Annotated in this window: 19 protein-coding genes and 3 tRNA genes; 17 read left to right on the top strand and 5 right to left on the bottom strand. The window is 64.2% G+C overall.

What is annotated here, in order from left to right; translation table 11 throughout:
- Positions 1–6: 6 nt before the first annotated feature.
- Together TP2_RS13605 and TP2_RS13600 are read left to right on the top strand one after the other, a co-directional pair.
- A complete protein-coding gene (locus TP2_RS13605; protein WP_038078422.1) occupies positions 7–288 on the top strand; it encodes an acyl carrier protein in 282 nt (93 codons plus the stop codon).
- Positions 288–1,493: a beta-ketoacyl-[acyl-carrier-protein] synthase family protein gene (locus TP2_RS13600; protein ID WP_038078420.1), complete on the top strand. Its 1,206-nt coding sequence runs from the start codon at positions 288–290 to the stop codon at positions 1,491–1,493. The genes TP2_RS13605 and TP2_RS13600 overlap by 1 nt, the downstream gene beginning before the upstream one ends.
- 68 nt (positions 1,494–1,561) lie before the next feature.
- On the opposite strand, the gene TP2_RS13595 is transcribed toward TP2_RS13600, so the two are convergent.
- Positions 1,562–2,287 (bottom strand): invasion associated locus B family protein, encoded by a 726-nt coding sequence (locus TP2_RS13595; RefSeq protein WP_038078418.1) that lies wholly within the window; start codon positions 2,285–2,287, stop codon positions 1,562–1,564.
- Between the two features lie 495 nt (positions 2,288–2,782).
- Between TP2_RS13595 and TP2_RS13590 the strand changes: the two genes are divergently transcribed.
- Entirely contained in the window at positions 2,783–4,363 is a 1,581-nt protein-coding gene (locus TP2_RS13590) for a helicase HerA-like domain-containing protein (protein WP_038078415.1), read from the top strand.
- Here TP2_RS13590 and TP2_RS13585 read toward each other — a convergent pair.
- A complete protein-coding gene (locus TP2_RS13585; RefSeq protein WP_038078698.1) occupies positions 4,350–4,658 on the bottom strand; it encodes a DUF6477 family protein in 309 nt (102 codons plus the stop codon). The two genes, TP2_RS13590 and TP2_RS13585, sit on opposite strands and share 14 nt — an antisense overlap.
- A 218-nt stretch (positions 4,659–4,876) precedes the next feature.
- Between TP2_RS13585 and TP2_RS13580 the strand changes: the two genes are divergently transcribed.
- The 9 genes from TP2_RS13580 to TP2_RS13540 all read left to right on the top strand — a co-directional run bounded on the left by TP2_RS13580 (position 4,877) and on the right by TP2_RS13540 (position 11,502).
- Positions 4,877–6,004, top strand: coding sequence for a DUF6456 domain-containing protein (locus tag TP2_RS13580; protein ID WP_038078413.1), 1,128 nt, complete (start codon positions 4,877–4,879; stop codon positions 6,002–6,004).
- Positions 6,005–6,245: 241 nt separating this feature from the next.
- Complete coding sequence (locus TP2_RS13575) at positions 6,246–7,139, top strand: hydrogen peroxide-inducible genes activator (RefSeq protein ID WP_038078411.1); 894 nt, start codon at positions 6,246–6,248, stop codon at positions 7,137–7,139.
- 66 nt (positions 7,140–7,205) lie between these two features.
- Complete coding sequence (lipA, locus tag TP2_RS13570) at positions 7,206–8,156, top strand: lipoyl synthase (RefSeq protein ID WP_038078408.1); 951 nt, start codon at positions 7,206–7,208, stop codon at positions 8,154–8,156.
- Between the two features lie 134 nt (positions 8,157–8,290).
- Positions 8,291–8,366 (top strand) — tRNA-Val (locus TP2_RS13565).
- Positions 8,367–8,508: 142 nt separating this feature from the next.
- Positions 8,509–9,450 carry a pirin family protein gene (locus tag TP2_RS13560; RefSeq protein ID WP_038078406.1) on the top strand — a complete coding sequence of 314 codons (942 nt, stop codon included), beginning with the start codon at positions 8,509–8,511 and terminating at the stop codon, positions 9,448–9,450.
- A gap of 266 nt (positions 9,451–9,716) precedes the next feature.
- A tRNA-Asp gene (locus TP2_RS13555) sits at positions 9,717–9,793 on the top strand.
- A 28-nt stretch (positions 9,794–9,821) separates the two neighbouring features.
- Positions 9,822–9,898: transfer RNA gene (locus TP2_RS13550), tRNA-Asp, on the top strand.
- 81 nt (positions 9,899–9,979) lie between these two features.
- Positions 9,980–10,237, top strand: coding sequence for an RND transporter (locus TP2_RS13545; protein ID WP_051692642.1), 258 nt, complete (start codon positions 9,980–9,982; stop codon positions 10,235–10,237).
- Positions 10,237–11,502, top strand: a complete 1,266-nt coding sequence (locus TP2_RS13540) for a glutamate-5-semialdehyde dehydrogenase (RefSeq protein ID WP_038078403.1) — start codon at positions 10,237–10,239, stop codon at positions 11,500–11,502. The genes TP2_RS13545 and TP2_RS13540 overlap by 1 nt, the downstream gene beginning before the upstream one ends.
- An 8-nt stretch (positions 11,503–11,510) precedes the next feature.
- Here the strand turns inward: TP2_RS13540 and TP2_RS13535 are convergent, their stop codons facing one another.
- Positions 11,511–12,125, bottom strand: coding sequence for a histidine phosphotransferase family protein (locus tag TP2_RS13535; protein WP_038078400.1), 615 nt, complete (start codon positions 12,123–12,125; stop codon positions 11,511–11,513).
- Positions 12,126–12,151: 26 nt separating this feature from the next.
- On the opposite strand from TP2_RS13535, the gene TP2_RS13530 reads away from it, so the two are divergent.
- The 3 genes from TP2_RS13530 to olsA all read left to right on the top strand — a co-directional run bounded on the left by TP2_RS13530 (position 12,152) and on the right by olsA (position 14,067).
- A complete protein-coding gene (locus tag TP2_RS13530; RefSeq protein ID WP_038078398.1) occupies positions 12,152–12,331 on the top strand; it encodes a DUF3553 domain-containing protein in 180 nt (59 codons plus the stop codon).
- Positions 12,332–12,466: 135 nt separating this feature from the next.
- Positions 12,467–13,243, top strand: a complete 777-nt coding sequence (olsB, locus tag TP2_RS13525; RefSeq protein WP_038078396.1) for an L-ornithine N(alpha)-acyltransferase — start codon at positions 12,467–12,469, stop codon at positions 13,241–13,243.
- Positions 13,240–14,067, top strand: a complete 828-nt coding sequence (gene olsA / locus TP2_RS13520; RefSeq protein ID WP_038078395.1) for a lyso-ornithine lipid O-acyltransferase — start codon at positions 13,240–13,242, stop codon at positions 14,065–14,067. Before olsB ends, olsA begins: the two co-directional genes overlap by 4 nt.
- Here olsA and TP2_RS13515 read toward each other — a convergent pair.
- Positions 14,043–14,267, bottom strand: a complete 225-nt coding sequence (locus tag TP2_RS13515) for a ribbon-helix-helix domain-containing protein (RefSeq protein WP_038078394.1) — start codon at positions 14,265–14,267, stop codon at positions 14,043–14,045. The genes olsA and TP2_RS13515 overlap by 25 nt on opposite strands.
- Complete coding sequence (locus TP2_RS13510; RefSeq protein ID WP_038078393.1) at positions 14,264–14,449, bottom strand: DUF4169 family protein; 186 nt, start codon at positions 14,447–14,449, stop codon at positions 14,264–14,266. Before TP2_RS13510 ends, TP2_RS13515 begins: the two co-directional genes overlap by 4 nt.
- A 251-nt stretch (positions 14,450–14,700) precedes the next feature.
- Here TP2_RS13510 and yajC point away from each other — a divergent pair, with 251 nt between their 5' ends.
- Positions 14,701–15,039: a preprotein translocase subunit YajC gene (gene yajC, locus TP2_RS13505; RefSeq protein ID WP_051692612.1), complete on the top strand. Its 339-nt coding sequence runs from the start codon at positions 14,701–14,703 to the stop codon at positions 15,037–15,039.
- 21 nt (positions 15,040–15,060) lie between these two features.
- A complete protein-coding gene (gene secD / locus TP2_RS13500) occupies positions 15,061–16,725 on the top strand; it encodes a protein translocase subunit SecD (RefSeq protein WP_038078392.1) in 1,665 nt (554 codons plus the stop codon).
- Positions 16,726–16,732: the final 7 nt, after the last annotated feature.

Genomic DNA, 16,732 nt, shown 5'->3' with positions numbered 1-16,732 from the left:
CACGAGATGAGGCCCGACGTGCAAGACCAGGTTTTCTCGATCATCGCTCGCGAAGCCCTTCGCGATCCCAGTGAGCTGAGCGCCGAGATGACGCTCGAAGAACTCGGCCTCGACAGCCTCGGGCTCGTCGAGGTGATCTTCGCCATTGAAGAGACGTTTGATGTCTCGGTCCCTTTCAACGCCAATGAACCCGCCGCAACGCAATTCGACATGTCTTCGGTCGGCGCCATCGTGACGGCGGTTGAGCGCCTGATGTCGGGCGGCAACCCCTCCAGCGCCGTCGCCTGATGCGGCGTGTGGTGATCTCGGGGGCGGGCACGATCAATGCGCTCGCCGAAGGGGTCGCGCAGACGCAGGCCGCGATGGAGGCGGGGCGCTGCGCGATCGGCGAGCTCGCGTTTCGTGATGTGGAACGGCTGAGCATCCGTATCGGCGCGCAGATCAAGGGCTATGACGCGAGCGCACGGTTTACCGCACAGGAACTCGCGCTTTACGACCCGTTCACCCAATATGCGCTGATCGCAGGCGCAGAGGCGATGGCGCAGGCGGGGCTGGAGCGCGCGCCCGACCCGGCCCGTTGGGGCTGTATCATCGGGACGGCCGGTGGCGGGCACACCACCGCGAATAACGCCTATCGCGCGGTCTTTGCCGAAGCGAAGAACCGCGTTCACCCGCTGACCGTGCCGAAGCTGATGGGCAATGCCGCGCCGTCGCATCTCGCGATCCGCTTCGGGCTTCAGGGGCCGAGCTTCGCCGTGGCCACCGCCTGCGCAAGTTCCAACCATGCGATCGGTCTGGCCTTTCAGATGGTGCGCTCGGGCATGGTCGAGGGGATGCTCGCGGGTGGCTCCGAGGCGATGCTGAATTTCGGCGGGCTCAAGGCCTGGGAGGGGCTGCGCGTGATGTCGCCCGATGGCTGCCGCCCGTTTTCGGCGAGTCGCAACGGAATGGTGCAGGGCGAGGGTGCGGGCGTTTTCGTGATCGAGACGCTGGAAAGTGCCACCGCGCGCGGGGCCACGCCGCTGGCCGAGATCGTGGGATTTGCGATGACATCCGATGCGAGCGACGTGGTGATGCCCTCGCTCGACGGTGCGGCGGCTGCAATCACGGGGGCTCTCGCCGATGCGGGGGTGGCGCCCGAAGAGGTGGGTTACATCAACGCGCATGGCACCGGGACGGCGGCGAATGACCGGATCGAGACGGCGGCGATCCGTCAGGTCTTCGGCGCGGCGGCTGAACTTGTCGCGATCAGCGCGACCAAGGCGATGCATGGCCACTGCATCGGTGGGACCGGCGCGGTGGAACTCGTGGCTTGCCTGATGGCGCTGCGCGACGGCGTGATCGCGCCCACGATTGGCTATGACACGGCCGATCCGGACTGCGATCTGGATTACGTGCCCAATGTTGCGCGGCGCGCGGAGGTGGGCGCAGCACTCTCGAATGCGTTTGCCTTTGGCGGTCTCAACGCGGTGCTCGCACTGCGTCGGATCTGAAAACGCCGCGCTGGGGTCAGCGCGGCGCTCTAACTTTTCTAAGCCTTGTCAGACGAAGCTAACGCTGATCACTTGACCGCGCCGGTTTCCTCATTGGCCTTTACGACCGCGTCGAATCCGGCGGTGAAGCCAGAAAGCGAGAGCGTCGCATTCACCTTCTCGGTCGGGGCGGCCAGCGGCACGATGGTGATCGTCGCCTTGTTGCCCTTCTTGAACGAGTCGAGGTCCTCCTGGGTCAGGCCGATACGGGCGAAGCACCCCATCGGCTGGCAGAAGGTGAACGGGTAGACCTGCGGCTTGGCGCCGTCGACCGAGATCAGCAGGTGCTGGGTCAGCAGCGTATCAAGCGGCACCATGATCGTGGCGCCAGCCACCGCCTTGCCGCCCTTGGGCAGACCGAAGAGCGAGATATCGGCGACATTGCCGCCCTGGTCGTTCTTGATCACCTGGTAGATCTGGCAGGGGTCCTTGCCATCGGGGGCCTTGATGCACTGAAGCTCCCAGTCACCATAGGTGCCCTTGGTATAGCTTTGCGGCTGCGCCGGAGCGGCAGGTTGCGGGGCGGCTGCGCCATCGACTGTGGTGTCGGGGGTGGCCTGACCGTTCGTCGCCGCGTCAGGGGCGGGCGCATCGGTCGTCGCTTCGGGCGCCGGGGCCGTCGCACCGTCCACCGCCGTCTCGCCGCTCGCGGCCGGGGTGGCCGTATCGGGCGTTGCGGTGGTGTCCTGCGCCCAGGCACCCTGCGCGAGACCGAGGGCGAGCGCGAATGCGAGCGGTTTCGTCAGTTGAGACATGGTAACTCTTCTCCTGAAACACTTCGGCCCGAGGCTTAACATGAGCGCGCGCCACTGTCAGGCGCGAAATCTGCGGCGGCGTTCACGGATCGGCGGTAAGATGCCACAGTTTCGTGAGGGTTGATCCGGAGCCGCTTCAATTGGCGCTCGATGAACCGCGATCCGCAGCGTCTCGTAGCCGCACACCCCCAGAAAAGGTGAAAGGGGCCCCTTGCGGAACCCCTTCCTTATTTCCCCCTGTCGGACTGGCCGACTTCATCATTGACGGCACGCTAGATCGGAATTTTTCACAGGTCAACAGGCAAAATTGAACGGGCGTGACGGGCTACCAAGCCCTTGCCGCGTCACGAAAAAGACCGCGCCGATATGGCGCGGTCAGTCTGACAGGGAGGAAGTGCCCCGCGCCGGAAACGAAGCGCGATGCGGGACAGGAACAGACTGGCGCAAAAGGGTTAAAAGAGTATTGTCGGGGCAAATGATTTTACGGGGGATGGCATGACGGGTGTCTTGACCGAAGAGGGTGTTTTTGTTGGCGGCGGTGGTGAGGGCTATGGCAGCCCGCAGGAATTGCTCCTCAAATACGGCAATCGCCACGGGCTGATCGCGGGCGCGACCGGCACCGGCAAGACCGTGACGCTGCAAATCCTCGCGGAAGGCTTCTCGAGCGCGGGCGTGCCAGTCTTCATGGCCGACGTGAAAGGCGATCTCTCGGGCGTGGCGGCGAGCGGTTCGGAGGCGGCCAAGTTGCACGCGCCCTTCATGGAACGTTCGGCCACGATCGGGTTCGACCTGGCCTATCGTGCCTATCCGACCGTGTTCTGGGACATGTTCGGCGAACAGGGGCACCCGGTGCGCACGACCGTCTCCGAGATGGGGCCGCTGCTGCTCTCGCGGCTGCTCGGGCTGACCGATGCGCAGGAGGGTGTCCTGAACATCGCGTTCCATATCGCCGACGAGGAAGGGTTGGCGCTTCTCGATCTTGATGACCTGCGCGCGATGCTGCGCCATGTGGGTGAGCGCGCCGACGAGATCTCGTTGCAATATGGCAATGTCGATATCCGCTCGATCGGCGCGATCCAGCGTGAATTGCTGGTTCTGGAAAATCAGGGTGGCGAGAAATTCTTCGGTGAACCGGCGCTGGAGCTGTCCGACCTGATCCGCACCGATTCCAGCGGTATGGGCCAGATCAACATCCTCGCCGCCGACAAGTTGATGGCGAGCCCGCGCCTTTACGCGACTTTCCTGCTCTGGCTTCTGTCGGAACTGTTCGAGGAACTGCCCGAGGTCGGAAACCCCGACAAGCCGAAGCTCGTCTTCTTCTTCGACGAGGCGCATCTTCTGTTCGACGACGCGCCCAAGGCGCTGGTGGACAAGGTCGAGCAGGTCGCGCGGCTGATCCGCTCGAAAGGGGTGGGCATCTATTTCATCACGCAGAACCCGACCGACGTGCCCGACGGCATTCTCAGCCAGCTTGGCAACCGGGTACAGCACGCGCTGCGCGCTTTCACCGCGCGGGACCAGAAGTCGCTGCGTCTTGCGGCCGAAAATTACCGTGCCAATCCGCGTTTCGACACCGAAATCGCGATCAAGGAGGTGGGGACCGGCGAGGCCGTGACTTCGTTCCTTCAGGCAAAGGGGGTGCCGGGAATGGTCGAGCGCACGCTGGTGCGCCCGCCGCAATCGCGGCTCGGCCCGCTCACCCCGCCCGAGCGCGCGCAGGTGATAGCGGACTCACCCCTTGGCACGAAATACGACACGCCGGTGAATCGCGAGTCGGCCCAGGAAATCCTCGCCAAGCGCGCCGAGCTTGCAGCCAAGGAAGCCGCCGAGGCGGAACTGCGCGAGAAGGCGTCGAAGACGGCCTCGGGGCGCTCGGAGCTCGATGCGGGCTTTGACGAGTTCAACAATGCCCGCCGTTACCAACCCACGAAGAAGACCACGAAGAAGACCACGCGCTCGAGCCGGTCGGACTCGATCGTGGAGACCTTCGGCAAGAGCCTTGCACGCCAGCTTGGCACGAAGACCGGGCAGGCTCTGGTGCGCGGCGTGCTGGGCTCGCTGTTCAAATCGCGCTGAGAATGGGCCGCGGCAGCAGCCGTGCCTCGGCCATCATCGCGATCAGGATCTCGATATGGCGCGCGACGTTATAGGTGGCCTCACCGTCACGTCGCGCCTGATCGAGGATTTCTTCCTCGGCCATGAGCATCGGCAGCGCGGTCCCCGGGCGCGGCAGTTCAGCGCATCGCAGAACGCGCTTGAGATCGCGTTTGCGGCTATAGCCTTCCAGTCCGAACCGGGCCGCGCGAACCAGTAAGCGCGGGCGCGTGACGTGCGACAGATCGACGGTCGGGGCGGGCAGGGCATGCAGCATGACGGGGTTCTCCGTTTGATTGAAGGCCGCGATCATGAATCAACCATAGCGGGTGTTGCGCATCGGGCCGAACCTGCGAACGCATCGCAAAGGTTTGTTTAGGAAGTTTAAGGAAATCTTGCAGGCGTCCCGTTTATTAACGAACGGGTAACCAAAGCAACCCACGGTTGTATTCGGACAGACTCGCCGTCGCTGCGCGGCGCCATCTGGGGGACAAAATGACTTCGATCGCACCGGTCACGGCGGGGTTTCCCGCCTGGCTGCCTGACCATGCTCGCCTCTATCTGCATCACGTGGAGCAAGGCATTCCGATCCGGGCATTGGCGAGGGCGGAAGGGTGCGCGGCTTCGACGATCCTGCGCCGCGTGCGTCGGATCGAGGCCCGGCGAGACGATCCGCTGATCGACGAGGCGCTCGAAAGCCTTGGCCGCGCGGCCGGGCAGGGCGCCGCCAATACTCTCCCTGAACCGACTATGACCGTGCCCCAAAAGGACACGCTTGCCATGACCGCACCCTTCCGCGCCGCCGAAATTCCCGCCGATGATCATCTGCTTGAGGCCGAGGCCCGCCGTATCCTGCGCCGCCTGGCCGAACCGGCTGCATTGCTGATCGTTGCCGCGGAAATGGAGAAGGCTGTCGTGCTGCGCGGTACCGTTCGCACGGCCGTGCTCGAACGTGCCGTCGCGCAGGCCTTCGCACTCAAGGACTGGATCGAGGTTGCTCATTCCGGACGTGTCACCAGCTACCGGATTACGCCGGCGGGGCGCGGGGCGCTCAAAAGGATCCTTGAGGAGGATCTGGCTGCACGCGGTGGGCATGACCCACAGCCGTTCGCCGCTCAGCATGGCGAGTTTGCCGAGCGGGATGACGAGGATGACGAAGGTCGCCAGCGGCGCATCCGCGCCAATCTCGCGGAAAGCCCGCTCGCGGTACTCGCACGGCGCCGCGACAAGGATGGCGTGCCGTTCCTTGGCGCCGACCTGGTCGCGGCGGGCGAGCGTCTGCGCGAGGATTTCGAACTGGCTCAGATGGGGCCGCGCGTCGCGCAGAACTGGGAGCGGTTCATGACTGGCGGTGGTGGGCGCGGCCAGTATCGCCCCGATCTGACGCAGGGGGGCGGGTCGGAAAGTGCGCGCGAGCGGGTGGCGCTGGCGCTGCGCGATCTGGGGCCGGGGCTCGGCGATATGGCTCTGCGCTGCTGCTGTTTCCTCGAAGGGCTGGAGACGGCCGAGAAACGACTCGGTTGGTCGGCGCGCTCGGGCAAGATCGTGCTGCGCATCGCGCTTCAGCGGCTCAAGCGCCACTATGACGACACCTATGGCGGCGCCAGCCCGATGATTGGCTGAAATCCGTTCCCGGTCCGAATGCAGCGGGACCTGAGAGACAAGCAAGGCGCGAGGGAATGCCCTCGCGCCTTTTTCCGTTCGCGCGTTTCCTGGGAGTGAACGGAAGGTCTCGATGCATCGGCAAGGGATTCGGCGTTAAACGTCCTGAGCCCGAGGTTTGCCGAAGCGTTTAAGTGGTAAATGCCGCGAATGAGCCATAAATGGAAATTGTAAAAACCTATCTCCTGGATAATCAGGCCTTATGAATATCACCCTCCGCCAATTGGCTTACCTTCGCGCGCTCGGCCATGCGCGCTCATTCTCGCGCGCGGCAGAAATGGTTCACGTCTCTCAGCCCGCGCTCTCCGTCCAGATCCGCGAGCTTGAGGATCAGGTCGGCCAGCCTTTGGTCGAACGCCGTCCGCGTGATGTACGTCTGACGCGCGCGGGGCGGCGGGTGCTCGAAACCGCCGAACGCGTCGCGGCAGAGCTGCGTGCGCTTCAGGCCGAGGCGCGCCGCGGTCTCGGTCAGGTCAATCTCGGCGTGATTCCGACCATCGCGCCGTACCTGCTTCCCGCCGCCCTTCCGGGGTTGCGCGCGCAAGGAGCATTGCGGCTGCGCGAGGCCACGACCGAGGAGCTGATTGAGGAGATCGGGCAGGGCACACTGGACGCCGCGATCATCGCAACGCCCGCGCCCGAGCTCTTCGAGGCGCCGCTCTTCGAGGATCGCTTTCTTCTCGCGGGCACCCCCGATCAGCTCGCGATGAACCGCGGACTTGCTCCGCAGGCGATCGATCCCGATCAGCTGCTGCTGCTCGACGAGGGACATTGCCTTGCCGATCAGGCGCTGGCGCTCTGTGGGCTCACGCGGGCGGCGCAGCGCATCGACCTTGGGGCTTCCTCGCTCACCACGCTCTGCGCGCTGGCGGGGCAGGCGATGGGGCTGACGCTGGTGCCCGAGATCGCCGCGATGCAGGAGAGCCGGGCCTTTCCGACGCTCGCACTTCTGCGCTTTTCCGAGGAGCCTGCGCGACAGGTACGGCTGGTGCGCGCGCGCGAGGCATCCGATCCCGAGACCTGGTTCGATCCGCTTGCGCGCGTTCTCAAGACGGCCGGGGATGGGCTGATCGCGCAGGCACGCAAGCGGTTCTGATCGAGAATTTGCATCCTGTGTGCAATCGTCCTATGTGACGGACAACCGCATTCCGAAAGGTCAATCATGCGCGATCTCAAGATCCCTGGTGAACGCCACCCCGAGAAGGCGCATCGCGCCGATAATGCTCAGCCCAAGAAACCAAGCTGGATCCGGGTCAAGGCGCCAGTCTCGGAGGGCTACAAGCAGACCCGCGAGATCCTAAAGTCGAACAAGCTGGTGACGGTCTGTGAAGAGGCGGGCTGCCCCAATGTCGGCGAGTGCTGGAGCCATGGCCACGCCACGATGATGATCATGGGGGAAATTTGCACCCGTGGTTGTTCGTTCTGTAATGTCGCGACCGGCAAGCCCGACAGGCTCGACGCCTTCGAGCCGGGTCGCGTCGCACATGCAGTCGAGACGCTGGGTCTGAACCATGTGGTGATCACCTCGGTCGACCGCGATGACCTCGAGGATGGCGGGGCCGAGCATTTTGCCCAGACGATCCGCGCCGTGCGCCACCGCTCGCCCGACACGACGATCGAGATCCTCACGCCCGACTTTCTGAAATGCGACCCTTCGGCGCTCGAGAAGGTCGTCGAGGCGCGCCCGGACGTGTTCAACCACAATCTCGAAACCGTCCCCGGCCTCTATCCGAGCGTCCGCCCCGGTGCGCGCTACTTCCACTCGCTGCGTCTCTTGCAGCGCGTCAAAGAGCTCGATCCGGCGATGTTCACCAAGTCGGGTATCATGGTGGGGCTGGGCGAGACCGCAGAGCAGGTGCGTCAGGTTATGGACGACATGCGCTCGGCCGATATCGACTTCCTCACCATCGGTCAGTATCTGCAACCCACGCCGAAGCACCACGCGGTCGATCGGTTCGTGACGCCGGAGGAATTCAAGGATTACGAAAAGGCCGCCTATGGCAAAGGCTTCCTCATGGTCTCGGCAACGCCTCTGACCCGTTCGAGCTATCACGCAGGCGACGATTTCGCCCGCCTGCGCGAAAATCGCCTGAAGAAACTTGGCCGGGTCTGATCGACCTGCAAGCCCGTCGAAGGACCCGGCCCAGTGGCCGGGTTTTTTCGTTGGGCGCGGCGCTTGGATGTCGGAGACGCTCCTGCGCAATGCCTCTTGATCGGGCGGCGCACCCCGGCTAGAGGAAGGGCCGGGGGCGGTTAGCTCAGTTGGTAGAGCGTCTCGTTTACACCGAGAATGTCGGGGGTTCGAGTCCCTCACCGCCCACCACCTCCCCAAACCCAATGATAATCAAGGCCTTAGGTTTGGCTTCCTGATCCTGTGAGTTTTCGCAGGGATCCTGCGCGCGGGCCGGGGGCTGTGATCGCGGCCTCGGCGCGCTATCTCTTTCTCTGAAAGGAAGGAAAGAGACATGAGCTGGAATCCCGCCCTCGACCCCGAAATCCCGATCGGCGACGCGGTCGACGCGATCGAAACCGTCATCGCACCCCGCGCCCGAGACCTCGGCGGATTCGAGGTGCGCCGTGCCTTGCCCTCGGCCAAGCGTCAGATGGTCGGCCCCTTTATCTTCTTTGACCAGATCGGCCCGGTGGAGTTTCTCTCGGGTCAGCGCGGCATCGATATCCGCCCCCATCCCCATATCGGCCTCGCGACCGTCACTTATCTTCTTCAAGGGCGGCTGCATCACCGCGATTCCCTCGGCACGGATCAATGGATCACGCCCGGTGCGGTGAACTGGATGAATGCCGGTTACGGGATCACTCATTCCGAGCGCACCGATGGAGACGTGCGCGAGAGAGGGCAATTGCTCTCGGGGATCCAGACTTGGGTGGCCCTGCCCGAGGAGATGGAAGAGGGGGCCGCGGGGTTCGAACATGTCGGCGCCGAGGCGCTTCCCGAGCTGGAGGCCGAAGGCAAGTCCGTGCGCCTGGTCCTTGGCGATGCCTGGGGCGCACGCGCGCCGCTCGATCTGCCGTCCGAGATGTTTTATGCGGATGCGAAGCTCGACCCGGGCGCGCAACTGCCGCTACCTGACAATCACGAGGATCGCGGCGTCTATGTCTTGCAAGGCGAGATCAGCGTCGCGGGCGAGACCTATGAGGCGGGCCGGATGCTCGTCTTTCGCCCCGGCGACCGAATCTCGCTCAAGGCAGGCGGGCAGGGCGCACGGCTGATGGTGTTGGGCGGGGCCACGATGAGCGGCCCGCGTTACATCTGGTGGAATTTCGTGGCCTCCTCGCGAGAGAAGATCGAAGCCGCGAAAGAAGCCTGGCGCGCAGGCGACTGGGCGCATGGGCGATTCCGACTGCCACCCGCCGATGACGCCGAGTTCATCCCCGCGCCCGAACGCTAAGCGCTCGGGGTAGGGGCTCCGCCCCCGGCCTGCGGCCTCCCCCGGGATATTTGGAGCAGTTGGAAACTGCGGACCCCCGCGTTCCAACTGCTCCAAATATCCCCGCCGGAGGCCTCCGAAATCACCGCCCGCGCGAGGTCCATTTCCTTGCCGCAACGACGGGTGAAAAAACGTCGAACTTTTTCGTCTCGTGCCGCTTGACGGGGGCAGGTGGCCCGCGTAATACGCTCCCCACGCTCGGATGGCGATCCGGGAAGATGATGCGAGCGGTTGTAGCTCAGTTGGTTAGAGTACCGGCCTGTCACGCCGGGGGTCGCGGGTTCGAGCCCCGTCAACCGCGCCATCATCCCCGGATCGTCCGAGCGTCATGCGCGGTTGTAGCTCAGTTGGTTAGAGTACCGGCCTGTCACGCCGGGGGTCGCGGGTTCGAGCCCCGTCAACCGCGCCACTTTCCTCCTCTCGAACGGAATGTTGCGTTGTGAATCGCGCCCCGCTCGCCTATATCCGGGCGAAGTTTCGGGAGACGCTCATGCGCTGGATCAAACAGGTTTTCGACCACATCACCCTTCTTCAGGCGGCCCTTTTCGCGGGGCTGCTCGGTCTCGCGCCCTTCACCCCAGAGCCACATATCTGGGAAAAGCTGAAGATGTTGGCGGCAGGCACGCTGGTGCGCCCGCTCGACTGGTTCGATCTGGTGCTGCACGGCCTGCCCTGGGTCGTGCTGGCGATCAAGCTGGCGCAATGGGTGAAGACGGGACAGACCGGGAAATCCGGTGGAGGTGCGTAATGAAAGACGAGTTTGACGCCAAGGGGCTGATCGAGACGATGGGGGCGGCCGCGCGCGCCGCCGCGGCCGAGCTGGCATTCACGAGTGCAGAGGCGAAGCAAAAGGCGCTCGAGGCGGCCGCCGATGCGGTGCTCGCGCATGCGAATGAGATTATCGCGGCCAATGGCGAGGATATGGCGTATGGCTCCGAGAAGGGGCTGAGCCCGGCGATGATGGATCGTCTGATGCTTGACCAGTCCCGCATCGAGGCGATTGCCAAGGGCCTGCGTGCGGTGGCTGCGCAGCGCGATCCGGTGGGCGATGTGATCACCGAGTGGGACATGCCCTCGGGCCTTCATATCCAGCGCGTGCGTACGCCCCTCGGTGTGATCGGCGTGATTTATGAATCGCGGCCCAACGTGACGGCGGATGCCGGGGCGCTGTGTCTGAAATCGGGCAATGCGGTGATCTTGCGCGGCGGCTCGGAGAGCTTCCATTCAAGCCGCGCGATCCATGCCTGCCTGCTCGAAGGGCTCAAATCGCAAGGCCTGCCCGAAGCGGCGATCCAGCTTGTGCCGACGCGCGACCGGGCTGCCGTGGCCGAGATGCTGCGTGCGACGGATTATATCGACGTGATCGTGCCGCGCGGCGGCAAGGGTCTGGTGGGGCTGGTGCAGGCCGAGGCCCGCGTGCCGGTCTTCGCCCATCTTGAAGGCATCTGCCATGTCTACGCGGATGGTGCGGCGGATCTGGACAAGGCGCGCGCGGTGGTGCTCAACGCCAAGACCCGGCGCACCGGGATTTGCGGCGCGATGGAATGCCTGCTGATCGACCGGGCCTTCTGGGATCAACATGGCGGCGTATTGGTCGAGGATCTGCTCAAGGCGGGTGTCGAGGTGCGCGGCATGGGCGATCTGTTGTCAATCGAGGGTGTGACCGAAGCCTCGGCGGAGGATTACGGGCGCGAGTTTCTCGACATGATCTGCGCGGCCAAGATCGTCGAGGGCGTGGATGGGGCGATCGAACATATCCGCCGTTACGGCAGCCAGCATACGGAATCGATCCTGACTGAGGATGATGCGGCGGCGGCACGCTTCTTCGAGCGGCTCGACAGCGCGATTTTGATGCGCAACGCCTCGACCCAGTTTGCCGATGGCGGCGAGTTCGGGATGGGCGCCGAGATCGGCATCGCGACGGGCAAGATGCATGCGCGCGGCCCGGTGGGCGCCGAGCAGCTGACCTCGTTCAAATACCTGGTGACCGGTGACGGCACGGTGCGGCCCTGAGTGCCGCGTCAGAACCGTATCACGCCGCCCTGATCGGTGAGCGCCCAGTCGAGGCCAAGCCCCAATCGCGTCGCCATGCGCGGCAGCAATGCGAATTGCACCCGCGCGGGTGTGACCTCGATGCTCGCCCCGTCAAGCGCCGAGAAGAGCCGCGCATCGCCGCGCGCCTTCTCGGAATGCGCCGCGATTTCCCAGCCGCCGTCGTGATCACGCACCGTAATCGTGCCGCCATAAGGCAGCACCGTCTCGAGGCAGAGGATCGACAGGAAGGCCAGTTTGACGCGAGCGCGGGCATGATCGCCCACGATCTCCCATTGCAGGCGCAGTCGGCCTTGTGCCGAAATCCCCGCCAGCAAGGTCGCGATCTCGGGCTGGCCGAGTTGTTGCTGCTCGCCCGATTGTCCGAAAGCGACGCGGAAGAATTTGACCCGCGCATTGGCCGCCGCGACGCTTTGCGCGATCAGCTCGATCTCGGGACCTTGCGTGGCGCAGCTCATGGTCAGCAATTCGAGCCCGTTTCCGATTGCGCCGATCGGGCTGATCAGGTCGTGGCACAGCCGCGAGCCCAGCAGACCCGTCAGATCGGCTTCAGGCAGGCTTGCCTCAACAGTTTCGAACGGCATCAATATCTCCGAAAGTGAGGGCGTAAATGTATGAGATCCTTGAACCCGGCATGCTGGTGCGAAACCCTGCCCAGCCCGATTGGGGCATCGGCCAGGTGCAGTCGCGGATCGGTGAAAAGGTGACGGTCAATTTTGAACATGTCGGCAAACAGGTGATCGACGGGCGAAGGGTTTCTCTGGAATTGGTTTTCCACGATCAAGGTTGACGAAAGGTTAACACCAGGGCGCGAATGGTCTAGTCGAAAAAACAACCCTAGGTTTTATTCGGCCGCGTCGCATATTGCCAAGCCGCTCGGGGGTTTCTACATCTGCGCCACAACGCGGGCGTCAGGAGGGGATGCGTGGGCGAGAATGCGGCATTCGATATCAGGCTCGCCCGGGGTGCGGCGGATCTCGAAGCCTCGCAACGTTTGCGCTATCGCGTCTTCGTCGAGGAACTGGGCGGGGGCGGTCAGACCGTTGATCACGCAGCGCGTATCGAGCGCGACGATCTCGACCCCGTCTATGATCACCTCCTGCTTGTCGACCGGAATAGGCCTCTGGGCGAGCATGTCGTGGGCGCCTATCGGCTGCTGACGTCGGATCGCGCCGCCGAGGCCGGGCATTTCTATTGCGATACGGAATATGATCTGGAGCCGCTGCGCGCCTCGGGCCGCAAGTTGCTCGAGCTGGGCCGGTCCTGCGTGCATCCCGATTACCGGGGCGGGGCGGCGATGCTTTTGTTGTGGAATGCGCTGGCTGATTACGTGCTGGCCCATGAGATCGAGATCCTCTTCGGCGTGGCCTCGTTTCACGGGACCGACCCGCAGGCGCTGAAGATGCCGCTAGCGTGGCTGCATCATCATCATCTCGCGCCCGAGGGCTTGCGCCCGCGGGCGCGCTCGGAAGCGTTTCAGAGCATGGATCTGGTCCGCGAACCCGAGCTCGACCGGCGTGCGGCGATGGCGCAGATGCCCAACCTGATCAAGGCCTATCTGCGGCTCGGCGGGTTCGTGGGCGAGGGCGCCTTCGTCGACCATCCGTTCAACACGACCGATGTGCTGCTGCTGATGGACACCAAAGCGATGAGCGACAAGCATCGCGCTTTCTACACGCGGCGCTTCGAGGGCAAGGGATGAGCTGGATCGAGGAGGAACCCGATCCGAAACCGCTCGGCCCGCTCGATTGGGCGCGGGCCATCGCGCGCGGACTGATCTGGGGGATCTTGCTGCTGACCGGGCTGATCGTCCTGCTTTTGCTGCGGTTGATCGAGCGCCCGATCCACGGGCTTGCACGCCCTTGGACTCCGTGGATCACACAGACAGTCTGCCGCCTGAGCATGCCGATCCTTGGCATGGGGTACCGGGTGAGCGGCCGCCCGATGAACAAGATCGGCGCGGTGGTGGCCAATCACGGCTCCTGGCTTGATATTTTCGCGCTGAACGCCTGCCAGCGGGTCTATTTCGTCTCTAAAGCTGAAGTGGCGCGCTGGCCCTTTGTCGGCTGGCTCGCCCGCGCTACCGGCACGGTGTTCATCAAGCGTGATCCGCGCGAGGCCAAGGCCCAACAGGCCCTCTTCGAGGAGCGGATCCGCGCAGGCCATCACCTGCTGTTCTTTCCCGAGGGCACCTCGACAGACGCGCGCCGGGTGCTGCCTTTCAAGCCGACCCTGTTTCAGGCCTTCTATAGCCATGGCCTCGACAAGGTGATGCAGATCCAGCCGGTGACGGTGATCTACCGCCCGCCCGACGGAGAAGATCCGCGCTTTTACGGCTGGTGGGGGGATATGGAGTTCGGCCCGCATCTGCTCAAGGTGCTGGCCCAACGCCGGCAGGGCTCGGTCGAGATCGTCTTCCACACGCCGCTGTCAGTGGCCGATTTTCCCTCGCGCAAGGAGCTGGCCTGGGCCGCTGAAGCGGCGGTGCGGGCCGGGCTTCCCTATGAGATTGCGCGGTCGCGGTAATAGGCCAAAACGTAAAGCCGGATCGCGGTCGCAAGCCCCGCATCGGTGCCGCGATCCACATCAATTTCGGCCGCCAGTTCATTGATCCCGAGGGATTTCTCGGCCGCGATCTCGCGAAAGGCACGCCAGAATTCATCTTCGAGCGTCACCGAGGTGCGATGGCCGCCCAAGGTCAGCGACCGTTTCTTCGGTCGGCTCATTCGTCACCGCTTTCACGCTGATGCCCGTCGAGATCGCGCTGCGCTTTTTCCTCGCGTGCGGTCTCGAGCGATTTCTGCGCCTTGCTGCGTCCGAATTTCGCGGCGTTCACATCGCCTTGGGCACGTTTCTTGTCGCGGGCCTGCTGTTTGCGAAACTGGTTGAGATTGGTGACTTTGCTCATGCAATGAACCTGCCACAGCTCGGGGCGTCGGAAAAGGGGCGTCAGGGCGGCTGCATCCGTGCTGGTTCGGTCAGCGCGCGGGTGAGACGGGGATATCCGGGACGGTGGATCGCGGCTGCATCTTCACCGCGACGTGATGCTGCGGCAAGCGGGTCCGCTTCGCCTTGCCAAGGTCTGAGGCCACGGATAGGGTGCGCGCCGACAAACCGGGGCGTGATGCCCCCAAGGCCCAAGACAAAGGACCACTTGTAATGTTCGTGACCCCCGCTTTTGCTCAGGCCGCCGGTGGCGCCGCAAATCCCGCAGCTGCGTTCGGCCAGTTCCTGCCGCTCATCCTGATCTTCGTGATCATGTACTTCCTGCTGATCCGTCCGCAGCAGAAGAAGGCCAAGGAGCACAAGTCGATGCTCGAGGCGCTGCGCCGTGGCGACAACGTGATCACTCAAGGTGGCATCATCGGCAAAGTGACCCATATCCGTGAAGACGGCGAGGTCGAGGTCGAGATCGCGCAGGGCGTGAAGGTGCGCGTCGTGAAGGCGACCATCGTTCAGGTTCTGTCGAAGACCGAACCCGCCAAGACCTCGGAATAAGCCATATAAGGCCCTTCGCCCATGTTGCAGATCTCGCTGTGGAAGCGCGTGCTGATCCTGATCATCGTTCTGATCGGGATCGTATTCGCCGCGCCCAACGTCTTTTACAACCGGGTGGAGGGTCATAATGACGCGCTCTCTGCCGAGGCAAAGGGCAACGCCCTGACGCCCGAACAGCAGGCTGCGAAGTCTGCTTGGCCCGATTGGATGCCGTCGGACATCATCAACCTCGGCCTCGACCTGCGCGGCGGCGCGCAGCTTCTGGCGCAGGTCAATGTCACCGAGGTCTACAAGGCCCGTGTCGACGGCCTCTGGCCCGAGTTCCGCAAGGCACTGGCCGATGAACGCGCGACGCTGGGATCGATCCGGCGCGTGAAATCCGATCCGGGCGTGCTGCGCATCCAGATCGGCAATGCCGACCAGATCCAGGAAGCACAGCGCATCGCCGAGACGCTCAACACGCCGGTCGCTTCGCTGACCGGGGTGGGGCAGAAGACCCTCTCGATCACCACCGATGGCAACCAGCTGGTGATCCAGCTCTCGGATGCCGAGAAAGCCTCGACCGACGACCGCACGATGCAGCAATCGCTCGAGATCGTGCGCCGCCGGATCGACGCTGCGGGCACGCGCGAGCCGACCATCGTGCGCGAGGGCTCGGACCGTATCCTGATCCAGGTGCCGGGCGCGAGCTCGGCGCAGGAGATCAAGCAGCTCATCGGAACCACCGCGAAGCTGACCTTCAATTCGGTGATCGGGACGACCTCGAACCCGAACCAGGCCACCGGCACGGATGAAGAGATCCTGCCCGCCGCCGATCAGAAGGGCCTCTATTACATTCTCGATCCGCTCCCGGTTGTGACCGGCGAGGATCTGACCGATGCGCGTCCCGATACCGATCAGAACGGCTACCCGGCCGTGGCCTTCCGCTTCAACGCCTCGGCCGCACGGACCTTCGGCGATTACACGCAGGCCAATATCGGCAAGCCCTTTGCGATCGTCCTCGATAGCAAGGTGATCTCGGCCCCGACGATCCAGAGCCATATCGCGGGCGGCTCGGGCATCATCACGGGTCGCTTCACCGTCAAGGAAGCGACCGATCTGGCGTTGCTGCTGCGCGCCGGTGCGCTGCCTGCCTCGATGACCTTCCTCGAAGAACGGACCATCGGCCCGGAACTGGGCGCGGACTCGATCCAGGCCGGCAAGCTCGCCGCTGCCGTGGGCGCTGTACTGGTGGTGGTCTTCATGGTCGCCTCATACGGGCTCTTCGGGGTCTTCGCCTCTTTCGCGCTCGGTATCAACATCGCGCTGATCTTCGCGATCATGTCGCTGATCGGCGGGACGCTGACGCTGCCGGGTATCGCGGGGATCGTGCTGACCATGGGCACGGCGGTCGACGCCAACGTGCTCGTCTTCGAGCGGATCCGCGAAGAGCTGCGCATTGCCAAGAAACCCGCCCGAGCGATCGAGCTGGGCTATGAGCGCGCGATGTCGGCGATCATCGACGCCAACGTGACCACCTTCCTGACGGCTGTTATCCTCTTTGTGCTGGGCGCGGGCCCGGTGCGGGGCTTCGCCGTCACCTTCCTGATCGGGATCGTCACCTCGGTCTTCACCGCGATCTGGGTGACGCGGCTGTTCGTGAGCCTCTGGTTCGCGCGCCGTCGTCCCAAGGATCTGGTTCTGTAAGGGAGAT

This window comes from Thioclava pacifica DSM 10166, assembly GCF_000714535.1.
Classification (GTDB): domain Bacteria; phylum Pseudomonadota; class Alphaproteobacteria; order Rhodobacterales; family Rhodobacteraceae; genus Thioclava; species Thioclava pacifica.
This window is presented reverse-complemented; position numbering and strand designations above follow the sequence as displayed.